The organism is Pseudomonas sp. NPDC086566 (genome assembly GCF_050280885.1).
Taxonomy (GTDB): Bacteria; Pseudomonadota; Gammaproteobacteria; order Pseudomonadales; family Pseudomonadaceae; genus Aquipseudomonas; species Aquipseudomonas vlassakiae.
Genome location: NZ_JBNNWD010000004.1, coordinates 461,057 through 476,631, shown reverse-complemented (window position 1 = coordinate 476,631; position 15,575 = coordinate 461,057). Strand labels below are relative to the sequence as shown.

15 protein-coding genes are annotated in these 15,575 nt (G+C 64.7%); 13 read left to right on the top strand and 2 right to left on the bottom strand.

From position 1 onward, the window contains the following. The first annotated feature begins 51 nt into the window (after positions 1 to 51). From ACQKPS_RS12095 to ACQKPS_RS12040, 12 genes are all read left to right on the top strand, one after another. Complete coding sequence (locus tag ACQKPS_RS12095) at positions 52 to 441, top strand: DUF2946 domain-containing protein (protein WP_427604192.1); 390 nt, start codon at positions 52 to 54, stop codon at positions 439 to 441. 45 nt (positions 442 to 486) lie between these two features. After that, positions 487 to 972: a copper chaperone PCu(A)C gene (locus ACQKPS_RS12090; RefSeq protein WP_427604190.1), complete on the top strand. Its 486-nt coding sequence runs from the start codon at positions 487 to 489 to the stop codon at positions 970 to 972. A gap of 25 nt (positions 973 to 997) precedes the next feature. Continuing rightward, on the top strand, positions 998 to 1,423 hold the full coding sequence (locus ACQKPS_RS12085; protein ID WP_254482947.1) for a DUF2946 domain-containing protein: 426 nt from the start codon (positions 998 to 1,000) through the stop codon (positions 1,421 to 1,423). Positions 1,424 to 1,488: 65 nt separating this feature from the next. Beyond that, positions 1,489 to 3,546, top strand: a complete 2,058-nt coding sequence (locus ACQKPS_RS12080) for a TonB-dependent copper receptor (RefSeq protein WP_427604188.1) — start codon at positions 1,489 to 1,491, stop codon at positions 3,544 to 3,546. A gap of 58 nt (positions 3,547 to 3,604) precedes the next feature. Then, positions 3,605 to 4,972, top strand: a complete 1,368-nt coding sequence (locus ACQKPS_RS12075) for a PepSY-associated TM helix domain-containing protein (RefSeq protein WP_427604186.1) — start codon at positions 3,605 to 3,607, stop codon at positions 4,970 to 4,972. A 153-nt stretch (positions 4,973 to 5,125) separates the two neighbouring features. Further along, positions 5,126 to 6,532 carry a D-serine/D-alanine/glycine transporter gene (gene cycA / locus ACQKPS_RS12070; RefSeq protein WP_427604184.1) on the top strand — a complete coding sequence of 469 codons (1,407 nt, stop codon included), beginning with the start codon at positions 5,126 to 5,128 and terminating at the stop codon, positions 6,530 to 6,532. A gap of 190 nt (positions 6,533 to 6,722) precedes the next feature. Next, a complete protein-coding gene (urtA, locus tag ACQKPS_RS12065) occupies positions 6,723 to 7,988 on the top strand; it encodes an urea ABC transporter substrate-binding protein (RefSeq protein ID WP_427604182.1) in 1,266 nt (421 codons plus the stop codon). A gap of 78 nt (positions 7,989 to 8,066) precedes the next feature. Then, complete coding sequence (gene urtB, locus ACQKPS_RS12060; protein ID WP_427604180.1) at positions 8,067 to 9,587, top strand: urea ABC transporter permease subunit UrtB; 1,521 nt, start codon at positions 8,067 to 8,069, stop codon at positions 9,585 to 9,587. After that, positions 9,587 to 10,666: an urea ABC transporter permease subunit UrtC gene (urtC, locus tag ACQKPS_RS12055; RefSeq protein WP_283724219.1), complete on the top strand. Its 1,080-nt coding sequence runs from the start codon at positions 9,587 to 9,589 to the stop codon at positions 10,664 to 10,666. The genes urtB and urtC overlap by 1 nt, the downstream gene beginning before the upstream one ends. Then, positions 10,663 to 11,520, top strand: a complete 858-nt coding sequence (gene urtD, locus ACQKPS_RS12050) for an urea ABC transporter ATP-binding protein UrtD (RefSeq protein WP_427604177.1) — start codon at positions 10,663 to 10,665, stop codon at positions 11,518 to 11,520. Before urtC ends, urtD begins: the two co-directional genes overlap by 4 nt. Before the next feature lie 19 nt (positions 11,521 to 11,539). Further along, complete coding sequence (urtE, locus tag ACQKPS_RS12045) at positions 11,540 to 12,238, top strand: urea ABC transporter ATP-binding subunit UrtE (protein ID WP_176510254.1); 699 nt, start codon at positions 11,540 to 11,542, stop codon at positions 12,236 to 12,238. Between the two features lie 31 nt (positions 12,239 to 12,269). After that, the gene (locus ACQKPS_RS12040; protein ID WP_427604175.1) at positions 12,270 to 12,785 is read left to right on the top strand and encodes an N-acetyltransferase family protein; all 516 of its coding nucleotides are present in this window, start codon (positions 12,270 to 12,272) and stop codon (positions 12,783 to 12,785) included. A gap of 64 nt (positions 12,786 to 12,849) precedes the next feature. Here the strand turns inward: ACQKPS_RS12040 and ACQKPS_RS12035 are convergent, their stop codons facing one another. Together ACQKPS_RS12035 and cbpA are read right to left on the bottom strand one after the other, a co-directional pair. After that, positions 12,850 to 13,155 carry a chaperone modulator CbpM gene (locus tag ACQKPS_RS12035; protein WP_283724217.1) on the bottom strand — a complete coding sequence of 102 codons (306 nt, stop codon included), beginning with the start codon at positions 13,153 to 13,155 and terminating at the stop codon, positions 12,850 to 12,852. 2 nt (positions 13,156 to 13,157) lie between these two features. Then, a complete protein-coding gene (cbpA, locus tag ACQKPS_RS12030; protein WP_427604173.1) occupies positions 13,158 to 14,126 on the bottom strand; it encodes a curved DNA-binding protein in 969 nt (322 codons plus the stop codon). 162 nt (positions 14,127 to 14,288) lie between these two features. Between cbpA and ACQKPS_RS12025 the strand changes: the two genes are divergently transcribed. Further along, positions 14,289 to 15,560: an Hsp70 family protein gene (locus ACQKPS_RS12025; RefSeq protein ID WP_254482938.1), complete on the top strand. Its 1,272-nt coding sequence runs from the start codon at positions 14,289 to 14,291 to the stop codon at positions 15,558 to 15,560. Positions 15,561 to 15,575: the final 15 nt, after the last annotated feature.

Sequence of the window (15,575 nt, the reverse complement as noted above, 5' to 3'; positions counted from 1 at the left end):
ACCTATACTCCGCCTTACAATACCGCCCACGATTCCTGACCGGATCTCTCCATGCCCCCACGTCGGCACATTGCCTGGATAGCCTGCCTTGCAGTGCTGTTCAACCTGCTGGCCATGCCGCTGTCTTCAGCCGCGCCCAAGGGCCCGGCCGAGCAGCTGCTGTGGGGGGCTTTCTGTTCCAGCGTGGCCGGCAAGACCAAGGCCGATGTCCAGGCGCTGGCCAAGATCGACCTCGGCACGCAAAGTGACCAGCACGCCAACATGCAGCACTGCTGGTGCTGTTCGGGCACTGCACCGCTGCTGGCGCTGCCGGGTTATCCGCCGCAACTGCACAACCCGCCGACGCTGTTGGCCGGGCGCCAGGCACCACCCGCCAATTACCAACCGACGCCGCGCCAACTCTGGCCTGCGCTCAATCCCCGCGCCTCTCCGCTGGTCTGAGTTCTTCATGCTGTCAGCCTGAACCTCACTGATCGGAGACACACCATGCTCAAGCAAGCTCTTGTACTGGCTGCCCTGTTGCTGCCCGGCGCCTACGCCAACGCCCATGAATACAGCGTGGGCGACCTGCACATCGCTCACCCGTGGTCGCTGCAACTGCCGCCCAACGCCCCCAACGTCGCCGCCTATTTCGTCGTGCACAACAACGGCAAGGCCGATGACCGTCTGCTCAGTGTCGACAGCCCGATCAGCGATGATGTGCAACTGCATGAGCACGCCATGAGCGCCAGCGGCGCAATGAAGATGCAGCAGGTACAAAGCGTGGCAGTGCCCGCTGGCAAAGACCTGGTGTTCGCCCCCAGCGCTTATCACGTGATGCTGATGCAGCCCAAGGACCGCAGCCTGCTTACCGACGGCAAGCGCTTCCCGCTGACCCTGCACTTCGAGAAAGCAGGTGACCTCACCGTCGACGTCGCCGTACAGAAACAGGCACCGGCAGACCAGCCCCAGGCTCACGAACACGCGCACTGACGCCCGCTGACAGGCGCTCGCCAACATGAGCCTGCCGCGCAACAGCTTCAGCCGTACCACCCGCCCTGAACGCAGGCGCGTCGGTGGCGGCTGGCTGAGCCTGTTCGCCATGTGGATGATCTTCATCGGCCCGCTGATTTCCCAGTCGATGCCGATGGACCACCACGCCGGCATGGGCATGCCGATGGACATGTCGATGTCCATGCCTGCGAGCGGCGATACCCATCACGGCCACGGCGACGATGGCCAGTTGCACGTGATGTGGGAAAAATGCGGCTACTGCAGCCTGCTGTTCAACTGCCCGGCCTTGCCGCAAACCCTCAGCCCGCTCAGCGTCGCCAGTGCAAATCCCCCCACCACCCTTCCCGCCTCTACGCGCCAGGGCCATGCCCGGCAGGCTGTGTTCCCCGGTGCGCGCAGCCGCGCGCCGCCTCTTTCGATCAGCGTCTGAAACCCCGTTATCGCCCGGAGCCAGGAGGCTTCGCGCACACTCATGACTGATCGACTGGAATCATTATGTCCGGCTGCACCCCTGTTTTAGCCCCCTCCCTGCGAGGCACATTCGCCGCGCTGTGCGGCTCGCTGCTCGCGCCCGTGGCGCTGGCTGCCGCCCCTGGCCATGAAGGCCCCGACGCCGAGCTGAGCCCGACGGTGATCACCGCGCTCGCACCAAGTTCGCCGCTGACCGTGGTCACCAACCCCAAGGACCCGCGCCAACCCGTGCCGGCCAGCGATGGTGCCGACTATCTGAAGACCATTCCAGGCTTCTCGGCTATCCGCGCTGGCGGCACCAACGGCGACCCGGTGTTGCGCGGCATGTTCGGCTCGCGCCTGAACATCCTCACCAACGGCGGCGTGATGCTCGGCGCCTGCCCCAACCGCATGGACGCCCCGACCTCCTACATCGCCCCGGAAACCTACGACCGCCTGACCGTGATCAAAGGCCCGCAAAGCGTGATCTGGGGGCCAGGCGGCTCGGCGGGCACCATCCTCTTCGAACGCGAGCCGGAGCAGTTCGGCGCTCTCGGCAGCCGGGTCAATGCCAGCCTGCTGGCCGGCTCCAACGGCCGCTTCGACAAGGTGCTCGATGCCGCAGCCGGCAACCGCCAGGGCTATGCGCGCTTCGTCGGCAACCAGTCGCACTCGGACGATTACCAGGATGGCAACGGCAACACCGTGCCTTCGCGCTGGGAAAAATGGAACGGCGACGTGGCGCTGGGCTGGACGCCCGACCAGGACACACTGCTCGAACTCACTGCGGGCAAGGGTGACGGCGAGGCACGCTATGCCGGCCGTGGCATGGACGGCGCGCAGTTCAAGCGCGAAAGCCTGGGCCTGCGCTTTGAAAAGTCCAACCTCGGCGATGTGCTCGACAAGGTCGAGACGCAGGTCTACTACAACTACGCCGACCACGTGATGGACAACTACAGCCTGCGCACACCCTCGGGCACCGGCATGATGGCCGGCCCCATGGCCGCCGCCGTCGACCGCCGCACCTTGGGTGCACGCATCAAGGCCACCTGGCGCTGGGCCGACGTGCAACTGGTCAGCGGCATCGACGCGCAGACCAACGAGCACCGCGCACGCAGTGCCATGGGTATCGACACCTACAAGGACAAACCTTGGGAAAAGGATGCCGATTTCCACAACTACGGTGCGTTCGGCGAACTGACCTGGTACGCCACCGGCGAAGACCGGCTGATCACTGGCGCCCGCCTGGACCGCGCCTCGGCCCGCGACTTCCGGGATGACAGCACCACCAACGGCGACACCCGCGCCGATACGCTGCCCAGCGGTTTCATCCGCTACGAGCACGACCTGGCAGCGCTGCCGGCCACCAGCTACATCGGCCTCGGCCACGCCCAGCGCTTCCCGGACTACTGGGAACTGTTCTCCCCGGACCAGGGCCCTGCCGGCTCGGTGAATGCCTTCGACAGCATCAAGCCTGAGAAGACCACCCAGCTCGACTTCGGCATCCAGTACCGCGACGAGCGCCTGGACGCCTGGGCTTCGGGCTATGTCGGGCAAATTCGTGACTACATCCTGTTCGACTACCGCACCGGGATGATGGGCATGAGCAGCTCCCAGGCACAGAACATCGACGCCCGCATCATGGGCGGCGAACTGGGCGCGGCCTACAAGCTCACCGAGCGCTGGAAGGCTGATGCCACCCTGGCCTACGCCTGGGGCAAGAACAGCAGCGACGGCAAGGCACTGCCTCAGATGCCGCCGCTGGAAAGCCGCCTGGGCCTGACCTACAGCCGCGACAGCTGGAGCGCTGGTGCGCTGTGGCGCCTGGTGGCGGCGCAGCACCGCATCGCCGAAAACCAGGGCAACGTGGTCGGCAAGGACTTCGACAAGAGCGCCGGCTTCGGCGTGTTCTCGCTCAACGGCGCCTACAAGGTGAACCGCAACCTCAAGCTCAGCGCAGGGGTCGACAACTTGTTCGACAAGACCTACGCCGAGCACCTGAACCTGGCCGGGAATGCCGGGTTCGGCTACCCGGCCACTGATCCACAGCCGGTGAACGAGCCAGGCAGGACCTTCTGGACCAAGGTCGATTTCAGCTTCTGACAACAACAACGGGCGCGGCTTCGGTCGCGCCCCTCAGCTGGTCAAACAGGAGGTTCCCATGAGCGGAACACGTGTTTCCTTCTACAACCTGGCTTGGCGCTGGCACTTCTATGCCGGGCTGTTCGTCGCCCCTTTCATGATCCTGCTGGCACTCACCGGGATCATCTACCTGTTCAAGCCGCAGCTCGACCCGCTGCTGTACCGCGACCTGATGGTGGTCGAAGCAGGGCATCATCGACAGGGCGCCGACACGCTGCTGGCCGAAGTGCGCCAAGCCTACCCGAACGGCCATGTCGGCCAGTACCTGCCGCCGATCAATGCCGAGCGCAGCGCGCAGTTCGTGGTGCATGACGGCGGCCGCGAGCTGAACGTGTTCGTCGACCCGTACAGCGGCAAGATCCTTGGCGAGCAGGACGGCAAGCAGAACCTGCAGGCCATCGCCCGCGCCCTGCACGGCGAACTGATGGTCGGCACGGTCGGTGACCGCCTGGTGGAGCTGGCCGCCGGCTGGGGCATCGTGCTGGTGGTGTCTGGCCTGTACCTGTGGTGGCCACGCGGGCGCAACGGTGCTGGTGTGCTGTGGCCACGCTTCGCGGCCAAAGGTCGCGTGTTCTGGCGCGACCTGCATGCGGTGACCGGGTTCTGGGGTTCTGCCCTGCTGTTGCTGATGCTGGTCAGTGGCATGACCTGGACCGGCATGTGGGGCAAGCAGTACGCCGATCTGTGGAACCGCTTTCCGGCGGCGATGTGGAATGACGTGCCCAAGTCGGACCAGCAGGCCCGCGAGCTGAACAGCGCCCACCGCCAGACCGTGCCTTGGGCGATGGAGAATACGCCGATGCCGCAATCCGGCGCCCATGCCGAGCATGCCGGGCACCACATGACGGACAGTGCGCCGGCTGCGCCACAGGTCAGCCTGCAACAGGTGGAAGACATCGCCACGGCGCGCCAGGTCGAGCCGGGCTACAGCATCACCGCACCGACCACGGCCGAAGGCGTGTACACCATCGCCGTTTTCGCCGACGACCCGCGCAACGACGCCACTCTGCATGTCGACCAGTACACCGGCAAGGTGCTGGCCGATGTGCGCTGGCAGGACTACAGCCCGGTGGCCCGGGCTACCGAGCTGGGCGTGATGCTGCATGAGGGCAAGATGTTCGGTGCGCTGAACCAGATCATCATCCTGCTGGTGTGCCTGATGATCCTGCTGGGCTCGGTGAGCGGCCTGGTGATGTGGTGGAAACGCCGGCCCGCGGGTGGCCTGGGCGTGCCGCCGCTGCGCCATGACCTGCCGCGCTGGAAGATGGCGGTGGGAGTGATGCTGGTGCTGGGCGTGATGTTCCCGTTGGTGGGGGTGTCGATGGTGGCGATGTGGGTGGTGGATAGCCTGGTGGTGAGGCGCCGTCGGATGCTGGCTCAGGCTTAGATCGCCGGGGGGCGCTTTGCGCCCCCATCGCGACGCAAGGCCGCTCCGACAGAAAAGTCGAGTCGATCTGTCGCGCCCCGATCTGGCACGAGCGTGTTAGCCTAACCGGCTACCTCTGACAAGAAGACTGACCTTTCAAGGGAATGCCGCTTGATGACGCACACTTCTCCCACCGCGCCAGATGAGCCACATCTGCAGCGCAACCTGACCAACCGCCATATCCAGCTGATCGCCATCGGTGGTGCCATCGGCACCGGTCTGTTCATGGGCTCGGGCAAGACCATCAGCCTGGCCGGGCCATCGATCATCTTCGTCTACATGATCATCGGCTTCATGCTGTTCTTCGTCATGCGCGCCATGGGCGAACTGCTGCTGTCGAACCTCAACTACAAGTCGTTCATCGACTTCTCCGCCGACCTGCTCGGCCCCTGGGCCGGCTACTTCACCGGCTGGACCTACTGGTTCTGCTGGGTGGTCACCGGCATCGCCGACGTGGTCGCCATCGCTGCCTATACGCAGTTCTGGTTCCCCGACCTGCCGCAGTGGATACCGGCGCTGACCTGCGTAGGCCTGTTGCTGTCGCTGAACCTGGTGACGGTAAAGATGTTCGGCGAGCTGGAGTTCTGGTTCGCCCTGGTCAAGATCGTCGCCATCCTCGGCCTGGTGGCCACCGGCCTTTACATGGTCATCACCGGCTTCACCTCACCGAGCGGGCGCACTGCACAACTGGCCAACCTGTGGAATGACGGCGGCATGTTCCCCAACGGCCTGATGGGCTTCTTCGCCGGCTTCCAGATCGCCGTGTTCGCGTTCGTCGGCATCGAACTGGTGGGCACCACTGCGGCTGAGGCGAAGAACCCCGAGCGCACCCTGCCGCGGGCGATCAACTCGATTCCGGTCCGCATCATCGTGTTCTACGTGCTGGCGCTGATCGCGATCATGGCGGTCACCCCATGGCGCGACGTGGTACCGGGCAAGAGCCCGTTCGTGGAACTGTTCGTGCTGGCCGGCCTGCCAGCAGCGGCGAGCATCATCAACTTCGTGGTGCTGACCTCGGCGGCCTCGTCGGCCAACAGTGGTGTGTTCTCCACCAGCCGCATGCTCTATGGCCTGTCCCAGGAAGGCGATGCGCCCAAGGCGTTCGAGAAATTGTCGAGCCGCTCGGTGCCGGCCAACGGCCTGTATTTCTCCTGCACCTGCCTGCTGCTGGGTGCGGTGCTGATCTACCTGGTGCCGAACGTGATCGAAGCATTCACCTTGGTGACCACGGTGTCGGCAGTACTGTTCATGTTCGTCTGGACGCTGATCCTGCTGTCTTACCTGAAGTACCGCACGCAAAGCGATACGCTGCACCAGGCGTCGAAGTACAAGATGCCGGGCGGGCGCTTCATGTGCTACGTGTGCCTGGCGTTCTTCGCCTTCATCCTGGTGCTGCTGAGCCTGGAGGCCGACACCCGCTCGGCGCTGGTGGTGACGCCGGTCTGGTTCCTGCTGCTGGCGGTGACCTACCAGTTCGTGCGTAGTCGTCGTCATCCGCGCTCGGCTGTGCGTAACGGCTGACTCAGCAAGGGGCCGCACAGCGGCCCCAATCCTGTGCACACGAAACCAACAAGCACCAAGCTGGACCTTGCAAACGCCCCAACACCTCGCACAACCCCTCTACTACGCACCTTCCGCCGCTAGGCACACCCCTTGCAACGCCCCTCCCCGCTTGGCCAACACGATAAAAAACTCAGCGGAGAGAGAGCACATGAAGCGTCGCAGTCTGATCAAGGCCTTTACCCTCAGCGCATCCATTGCCGCCATGGGCCTGAGCTGGAGCATCCAGGCCGCCGAGACCATCAAGGTCGGCATCCTGCACTCGCTGTCCGGGACCATGGCGATTTCCGAGACGTCGCTCAAGGACATGGCGCTGATGACCATCGACGAGATCAACGCCAAAGGCGGTGTAAACGGCAAGATGCTCGAGCCGGTGGTGGTCGACCCGGCCTCCAACTGGCCGCTGTTCGCTGAAAAAAGCCGCCAGCTGCTGACCCAGGACAAGGTCGCGGTGGTGTTCGGCTGCTGGACCTCGGTGTCGCGCAAGTCGGTGCTGCCGGTGTTCGAGGAGCTCAACGGCCTGCTGTTCTACCCGGTGCAGTACGAAGGTGAAGAGATGTCGCCGAACGTGTTCTACACCGGCGCGGCGCCCAACCAGCAGGCCATCCCGGCAGTCGAGTACCTGATGAGCGAAGACGGCGGCAGCGCCAAGCGCTTCTTCCTGCTGGGGACCGACTACGTGTACCCGCGCACCACCAACAAGATCCTGCGCGCCTTCCTGCACAGCAAGGGCGTGGCCGACAAGGACATCGAAGAGGTCTACACCCCGTTCGGCCATGCCGATTACCAGACCATCGTCGCCAACATCAAGAAGTTCTCCGCCGGCGGCAAGACGGCGGTCATCTCTACCGTCAACGGCGATTCCAACGTGCCGTTCTACAAGGAACTGGCCAACCAGGGCCTGAAAGCCACCGAAGTGCCGGTGGTGGCCTTCTCGGTGGGTGAAGAAGAGCTGCGCGGCATCGACACCAAACCGCTGGTAGGCCACCTGGCGGCATGGAACTACTTCGAGTCGGTGGATAACCCGGTCAACCAGAAGTTCGTCGCCGACTGGAAGGCCTACGCCAAGGCCAAGGGCCTGCCGGGCGCCGACAAGGCCGTGACCAACGACCCGATGGAAGCCACCTACGTGGGCATCCACATGTGGGCCCAGGCCGCCGAGAAGGCCAAGTCCACCGACGTCGACAAGGTGCGCGAGGCACTGGCCGGGCAGACCTTCAAGGCACCGTCGGGCTTCACCCTGACCATGGACAAGACCAACCACCACCTGCACAAGCCGGTAATGATCGGCGAGATCCAGGATGACGGGCAGTTCAGCGTCGTGTGGGAAACCGAGCAGCCGCTGCGGGCACAACCTTGGAGCCCGTTCATTCCAGGGAACGACAAGCGGCCGGACTATGCGGTGAAAGGTAACTGAGTGCATTGGGGCTGCTTTGCAGCCCTTTCGCGGATAAATCCGCTCCTACAGGTTTTTGTAGGAGCGGATTTATCCGCGATGAATCCACCGCCGATTTCCAGGATTGCCCGCATGCTCAGACTGCTGCTCACCCTGCTTCTGCTGATCCCCCTGGCAACCCAGGCCAGCGAGGGCGAATACTTCCTTACCGCCAAGCCCGCCGAGCAGGCCCAACTGCTCGAAGGCTGGGCGGCACAACCCGATGCCGCGCGCCTGCCGCTGCTGGACAACCTGCGCCAGGGCCGTATCGCCACCGATGACACCCGCAAGGTGCGCCTGAACAACCGCCTGCGCAGCCTGATCGACAATGCCCTGGCCAGCCATCAGTTGCTCAGCGATGACAGCGCCACGCGCCTGGCCGCTGCCCAGCAACTGCAAAAGAGCGCGCAGCCAGCGCAGATGGCCTTCCTCGACCGGCGCTTCGCCAGTGAGCCGGACGCCGCCGTGCACGCTGCCCTCGGCCTGGCCCTGGCCAACCTGCAACTGGGCGCCAGCGAGCCAGCCGTGCGCCTGGCTGCGGTGCGCCTGCTCGGCGAAACCGGCGACCCGCTGGCCCGCACCCGCCTCGAAGCCTTGCTGCAGCCCGGCGCAGAAAGCGATCCGGGCGTACGCACTGCCGCTGAAACCAGCCTCGCCCAGGTCAAGCGCAAGCTGTTGGTCGGCGAGCTGCTCGGCCAGGCCTTCAGCGGCCTGTCGCTGGGCTCGATCCTGCTGCTGGCCGCACTGGGCCTGGCGATCACCTTCGGCCTGCTCGGGGTGATCAACATGGCCCACGGCGAGATGCTCATGCTCGGCGCCTACAGCACCTATATGGTCCAGGTACTATTGCAACGCTACGCCCCCGGCGCCATCGAGTTCTACCCGCTGATTGCCTTGCCGGTAGCCTTTACGGTCAGCGCCGGGGTCGGCATGGCCCTGGAGCGCACGGTGATCCGCCATCTCTACGGGCGCCCGCTGGAAACCCTGCTGGCGACCTGGGGCATCAGCCTGATCCTGATCCAGGCCATCCGCCTGCTGTTCGGCGCGCAGAACGTCGAAGTCAGCAACCCGGCCTGGCTGTCCGGCGGCATTCAGTTGCTGCCGAACCTGGTGCTGCCGTACAACCGCCTGGTGATCATCGGCTTCGCCCTGGCGGTGGTGCTGCTCACCTGGCTGCTGCTCAACCGTACACGCCTGGGCCTGAACGTGCGCGCGGTCACCCAGAACCGCAACATGGCAGCCTGCTGCGGCGTCTCCACCGGGCGCGTCGACATGCTCGCCTTCGGCCTCGGCTCAGGCATCGCCGGCCTGGGTGGCGTGGCCCTGAGCCAGGTCGGCAACGTCGGCCCGGACCTGGGCCAGAGCTACATCATCGACTCGTTCCTGGTGGTGGTGCTCGGCGGTGTCGGGCAACTGGCCGGCAGCCTCTGGGCAGCGTTCGGCCTCGGCATCGCCAACAAACTGCTGGAGCCGCAGATCGGTGCAGTACTCGGCAAGATCCTCATCCTTGCGTTGATCATTCTGTTCATCCAGAAGCGCCCGCAAGGCCTGTTCGCCCTCAAGGGACGGGTAATCGACTGATGAACCAGCCACTGCTTGTCACCGCTACGCAAAAAGCCGGGCCACGGCTGTCGCTGGCCATCGGCGCGGTCGTCGTCCTGTTGTTGGTGGCCCTGCCGCTGCTGTCACTGCTGCCGGCGGGCCACGCACTGCAGGTCTCGGCCTACACCCTCACCCTGGTGGGCAAGATCCTGTGCTACGCCATCGTCGCCCTGGCCCTGGACCTGGTCTGGGGCTATGCCGGGCTGCTGTCGCTGGGCCACGGCCTGTTCTTCGCCCTCGGCGGCTACGCCATGGGCATGTACCTGATGCGCCAGGCGGCCGGTGACGGCCTGCCGGGGTTCATGACCTTCCTGTCGTGGACCGAACTGCCGTGGTACTGGGCCGGCACCCAGCATTTCGCCTGGGCCCTGTGCCTGGTGATACTGGCCCCCGGCCTGCTGGCGCTGGTGTTCGGCTGGTTCGCCTTCCGCTCACGGATCAAGGGCGTGTATTTCTCGATCATGACCCAGGCGCTGACCTTCGCCGGCATGCTGCTGTTCTTCCGCAACGAAACAGGCTTCGGCGGCAACAACGGCTTCACCAGCTTCCGCACCATCCTGGGCTTCGACATCGCTGCGCAGGGTACCCGCGCGGTGCTGTTCCTGCTCACCGTCGGCCTGCTCCTGGCCAGCCTGTACCTGTGCTGGCGCCTGACCCGGAGCAAATTCGGCCGCCTGCTCACCGCCGTGCGCGATGCCGAAAACCGCTTGATGTTCTGTGGCTACGACCCGCGCGGCTTCAAGCTGCTGGTATGGGTGCTCAGCGCCGTGCTGTGTGGGCTGGCCGGTGCGCTGTATGTGCCACAGGTGGGCATCATCAACCCCAGCGAGATGTCGCCGACCAATTCCATCGAAGCCGCCGTGTGGGTAGCGCTGGGCGGGCGTGGCACGCTGATCGGCCCACTGCTCGGTGCCGGCCTGGTCAATGGCATGAAGAGCTGGTTCACCGTGGCGTTCCCCGAGTTCTGGCTGTTCTTCCTCGGTGCGCTGTTCATTCTCGTCACCCTGTACCTGCCCAAGGGCGTGGTCGGCCTGTTGAAGAAAAGGAGCCAGCCATGAGAGGCGTGCCCCCGGTCCACCCGGAATTCATGCTGGAACCTGTGTTCGACACCCTCGGCAGCGGCCGCGAGGCAATCGGCCTGGGGCATAGCCGCAAGGCCGGCCTCGACACCCGCCACGGCACGGTACTGAGCCTGGAGGACATCAGCGTCAGCTTCGACGGCTTCAAGGCCCTCAATGCGCTGAACCTGTACATCGGCGTCGGCGAGTTGCGCTGCATCATCGGCCCCAACGGCGCCGGCAAGACCACGATGATGGACGTGATCACCGGCAAGACCCGCCCCGACACCGGCAGCGCCTTCTTCGGCGACACCCTCGACCTGACCCGCATGAGCGAATACCAGATCGCCCAGGCCGGCATCGGCCGCAAGTTCCAGAAGCCCACGGTGTTCGAAGCACTGACCGTGTTCGAGAACCTGGAGCTGGCGTTGAAGACCGACAAGTCCGTGTGGGCCAGCCTGCCCGCGCGCCTGAGCGGCGATCAGCGCCAGCGCATCGAGGACGTGCTGGCCACCTTGCGCCTGCTGCCCTTGGCCCAGCGCCAGGCGGGCCTGCTGTCGCACGGGCAGAAGCAGTTCCTCGAGATCGGCATGCTGCTGGTGCAGGAACCACAACTGCTGTTGCTGGATGAACCGGTGGCGGGCATGACCGATGCCGAGACCGAGTTCACCGCCGAACTGTTCAAGGGCCTGGCCGGCAAGCATTCGCTGATGGTGGTTGAGCATGACATGGGCTTCGTCGGCAGCATTGCCGACCATGTCACCGTGCTGCACCAGGGCAGCGTGCTGGCGGAAGGGTCGCTGGAGCAGGTGCAGGCGGATGAGCGGGTGGTCGAGGTTTACCTGGGTCGCTGATCAATACCAAGGACAAGACATGCTGAAAATCGACACCCTACATCAGTACTACGGCGGCAGCCACATCCTCCGCGGCCTGTCCTTCGAAGCCAAGGTCGGCGAAGTCACCTGCCTGTTGGGCCGCAACGGCGTGGGCAAGACCACCTTGCTGCGCTGCCTGATGGGGCTGGTGCCGGCCCGCGAAGGCAACATCGAGTGGGAAGGCAAAACGATCACCACACTCAAGCCTCAGCAGCGGGTGCATGCCGGGATCGCCTACGTGCCCCAAGGCCGCGAGATCTTCCCGCGACTGACTGTCGAGGAAAACCTGCTGATGGGCCTGTCACGCTTCCCGGCCCGCGAGGCTCGGGAAGTACCTGCTTTCATCTACGAACTGTTCCCGGTGCTGGAGCAGATGAAGCAACGCCGCGGCGGCGACCTGTCCGGTGGCCAGCAGCAGCAACTGGCCATTGGCCGGGCCCTGGCCAGCCGCCCGCGGTTGCTCATTCTCGACGAACCGACCGAAGGTATTCAGCCCTCGGTGATCAAGGAAATCGGCGCGGTGATCCGCCGTCTGGCCGAACGCGGCGACATGGCCATCCTGCTGGTCGAGCAGTTCTACGACTTCGCCGAAGAACTGGCCGACCAGTACCTGGTCATGGCCCGGGGCGAGATCATCCAGCGTGGCCGCGGTGAAAACATGCAAGCCGAAGGTGTGCGGGGGCTGGTAACCATTTAATCTGCACCCAAAGACCCTGCGAGACGCTGTCATGAGTTACGAAATCCGCGATGCCCTGGCCACCGACGTGCCGGGCATCCTCGACATCTACAACGACGCCGTGCGCAACACCACGGCGATCTGGAACGAGAACCCGGTCGATCTGGCCAACCGCCAGGCCTGGTTCGCAGCACGGGCGCAGCAGGGTTACCCGATCCTGGTGGCCGTGGATGACACCGGCGTGCTGGGTTATGCGTCGTTTGGTGACTGGCGGCCGTTCGAAGGCTTCCGCCTGACCGTGGAACACTCGGTGTATGTGCGCGGCGACCAGCGTGGCAAGGGCCTGGGCCCGGTGCTTATGGCAGCGCTGATCGAGCGCGCGCGTGGCTGCGGCAAGCATATGATGGTTGCAGCCATCGAAAGCGGCAATGCCGCCTCGGTGCGCCTGCATGAGCGGCTGGGCTTCGTGGTGACCGGGCAGATGCCACAGGTGGGGGTGAAGTTCGGCCGCTGGCTGGACCTGACCTTCATGCAGCTGGTGCTGAACCCGGGGGCGGAGCCAAGCTGAATTTGATTTTGCCTGTACTGGCCTCTTCGCGGGTGAACCCACGAAGAGGCCGGGCCTGCATACCTTACATCTGGATGAATCTACCCAGCCGCTGGCGCAGCATGCTGTTCTCGCTGCGCAGTTGCTGCACCTCCTGCAGCAGATCCAGCGCCAGCGCCACCCCTTCCCACTCCAGTTCCAGCTCCTTGTGCAACTTCGCCGCGCGCTTGGCCAATAGCGGCGCCTGATCGTCGAACAACCAGTCCTCCGGCGATCGCCCGGAAGGTTCGACAATGCCGTGCTCGACGATCTCGATCACGCAGTCAGCCGTGATATCGGCTTCCTGACACAGGGTACGCATGTCCAGTTGAACGATCAGGGTGCTACTCATGATCATTTACTCCATTGTGTCCTCGGGTCGAACGCCGCTTTCTCGGAAAGCTGGGTCCACAGTTCACGGGTGGCCGCGTCGGATGCCGGCGGCATCACCACCTTCAGCTGCGCGTAGAGGTTGCCGCGCTCGCCGTTCTTGTTCGCCAGGCCCATGCCCGGCACCCGCAGGCGCTGGCCGCTCTGGCTGTCGGGGCGGATGGTCAGGTTGATCTTGCCGGTCAGGGTCGGCACCGCCACCTTGGTGCCCAGGGCAGCCTCCCATGGCGCCAGTGGCACGGTGATGATCAGGTCATGGCCTTCGACATCGAACAGCGGGTGCGGCGCCATGCGCACGGTCAGGAACAGGTCGCCGTTGGCCCCCCCGCCAATACCCGGGGCACCCTGGCCCTTGAGGCGGATGCGCTCGCCGTCGGTGACCCCGGCGGGGATCTTCACGTTCAGGGTCTTGGTGGTGAACCCGGTGCGCTGGCCCGCCGCGTTGGTCTGCGGCACCTGGAAACTGATCTGCTTGGATTCCTTGCTGAGGGTTTCTTCCAGGAAGATCGCCAGTTCAAGTTCCACGTCCTGCCCCCGCCTGCCGGCACTGCGTTGTTGTTGCCGGCCGCCGCCACCGAACGGGTTACCGCCGCGAGCACCGAAGATCGAGCTGAAGAAGTCGGAGAAGTCGCCGCCTTCGAAACCACCGCCAGCACCACCCGCACCGCCACGGCTCTGCCAGCCCGGGGGCGCCTGGAACGGCCGGCCATGCTGGCCGCCATACTTGCGGATTTCGTCGAACTCGGCGCGCTTTTGAGCGTCACCCAGCACCTCGTAGGCCTCGTTGGCCTCCTTGAATTTCTCCTCGGCGTCGCGTTCCTTGCTGACGTCAGGGTGATACTTGCGCGCCAGCTTGCGGTACGCGGCCTTGATCGCCTTCTCGTCCGCCGTGGGCTCTACGCCGAGTATCTTGTAGTAGTCTTTGAAGTCCATCTATGGATCACCAGTGTGAATTTTCGTGTTGCATCTGAAGATAGGGCCCAAGCATAGCCTTTCAAGTGCGCTTGGGGTTGCCTCAAGGCAGACGATCGGTCTTGATTCTGTAGCCAACTCGCATACACTGCGCGGCCGTTTTGCCTCCGGAAGCCTTTTCCCATGTCTGACGTATCGCCGGCCCGCGCCCTGGGCATCGACTTCGGCACCTCCAACTCCACGGTCGGCTGGCACCGCGAGGGCGCCTCGTCGCTGATCGCCCTGGAAGACGGCAAGATCACCCTGCCCTCGGTGGTGTTCTTCAACATCGAGGAGCGTCGCCCGGTGTACGGTCGCCTGGCGCTGCAGGAGTACCTGGAAGGCTACGAAGGCCGCCTCATGCGCTCGCTCAAGAGCTTGCTGGGCTCCAAGCTGATCAAGCACGACACCAGCGTGCTGGGCAGCGCCCTGCCGTTCAAGGATCTGCTGGGCATGTTCATCGGCGAGCTGAAAAAGCGTGCCGAAGCTGCCGCAGGCCGTGAATTCGAGCAGGTGGTGCTGGGCCGCCCGGTGTTCTTCGTCGACGAAGACCCGGCCGCCGACCAGGAGGCCGAGGACACCCTGGCCGAGGTGGCGCGCAAGATCGGCTTCAAGGACGTGTCATTCCAGTATGAGCCGATTGCCGCAGCGTTCGACTACGAGTCGGGCATCAGCGCCGAAGAGCTGGTGCTCATCGTCGATATCGGCGGTGGTACCTCGGACTTTACCCTGATCCGCCTGTCGCCCGAACGCCATCGGGTCGCCGAGCGCCAGAGCGACATCCTCGCCACTGGCGGCGTGCACATTGGCGGTACCGACTTCGACAAGCAGCTGAGCCTGCAGGGCGTGATGCCTCTGTTCGGCTACGGCAGCCGGATGAAGAGCGGCGCGCTGATGCCGACCAGCTACCACCTGAACCTGGCCACCTGGCACACCATCAACGCCCTGTACTCGCAGAAGTCGCAGCTGGCACTGGGCAGCATGCGCTACGACATCGAAGACACCCTGGGCATCGATCGCCTGTTCAAGCTGATCGAGGAGCGCGCCGGGCACTGGCTGGCGATGGAAGTGGAAGCCAGCAAGATCGAGCTGACCGAGCAGGACAGCCGCCGCGTCGACCTTGGCCGTATCGAGCGCGAGCTCGGCGTGGACCTGACCCGGGTGCTGTTCGAGGAGGCCATCGAAGGGCTGCTGGAACGCGTGCGCGGCAGCGTGACCGAGTTGCTGGCCAAGGCTGGCGTGAGCGCGGGTCAGGTGGATACGGTGTTCTTCACCGGTGGTTCCAGCGGAATTCCGGCACTGCGCAACAGCGTGTCGGCGATGCTGCCGAATGCACGGCATGTGGAAGGCAACATCTTTGGCAGCATCGGTAGCGGGCTGGCCATTGAGGCCCGCAAGCGCTACGGCGCTGCCTGATCGTTCTTTTAATAC

Excerpts from the sequence above, each read along its gene's own strand:
- cbpA (WP_427604173.1), bottom strand. The coding sequence starts at position 14,126 with ATGGACTTCAAAGACTACTACAAGATACTCGGCGTAGAGCCCACGGCG.
- ACQKPS_RS12040 (WP_427604175.1), top strand. The coding sequence starts at position 12,270 with ATGAGTTACGAAATCCGCGATGCCCTGGCCACCGACGTGCCGGGCATC.
- cycA (WP_427604184.1), top strand. The coding sequence starts at position 5,126 with ATGACGCACACTTCTCCCACCGCGCCAGATGAGCCACATCTGCAGCGC.
- urtE (WP_176510254.1), top strand. The coding sequence starts at position 11,540 with ATGCTGAAAATCGACACCCTACATCAGTACTACGGCGGCAGCCACATC.
- urtD (WP_427604177.1), top strand. The coding sequence starts at position 10,663 with ATGAGAGGCGTGCCCCCGGTCCACCCGGAATTCATGCTGGAACCTGTG.
- urtB (WP_427604180.1), top strand. The coding sequence starts at position 8,067 with ATGAATCCACCGCCGATTTCCAGGATTGCCCGCATGCTCAGACTGCTG.
- ACQKPS_RS12080 (WP_427604188.1), top strand. The coding sequence starts at position 1,489 with ATGTCCGGCTGCACCCCTGTTTTAGCCCCCTCCCTGCGAGGCACATTC.
- ACQKPS_RS12095 (WP_427604192.1), top strand. The coding sequence starts at position 52 with ATGCCCCCACGTCGGCACATTGCCTGGATAGCCTGCCTTGCAGTGCTG.
- urtC (WP_283724219.1), top strand. The coding sequence starts at position 9,587 with ATGAACCAGCCACTGCTTGTCACCGCTACGCAAAAAGCCGGGCCACGG.
- ACQKPS_RS12085 (WP_254482947.1), top strand. The coding sequence starts at position 998 with ATGAGCCTGCCGCGCAACAGCTTCAGCCGTACCACCCGCCCTGAACGC.
- ACQKPS_RS12075 (WP_427604186.1), top strand. The coding sequence starts at position 3,605 with ATGAGCGGAACACGTGTTTCCTTCTACAACCTGGCTTGGCGCTGGCAC.
- ACQKPS_RS12035 (WP_283724217.1), bottom strand. The coding sequence starts at position 13,155 with ATGAGTAGCACCCTGATCGTTCAACTGGACATGCGTACCCTGTGTCAG.
- urtA (WP_427604182.1), top strand. The coding sequence starts at position 6,723 with ATGAAGCGTCGCAGTCTGATCAAGGCCTTTACCCTCAGCGCATCCATT.
- ACQKPS_RS12090 (WP_427604190.1), top strand. The coding sequence starts at position 487 with ATGCTCAAGCAAGCTCTTGTACTGGCTGCCCTGTTGCTGCCCGGCGCC.
- ACQKPS_RS12025 (WP_254482938.1), top strand. The coding sequence starts at position 14,289 with ATGTCTGACGTATCGCCGGCCCGCGCCCTGGGCATCGACTTCGGCACC.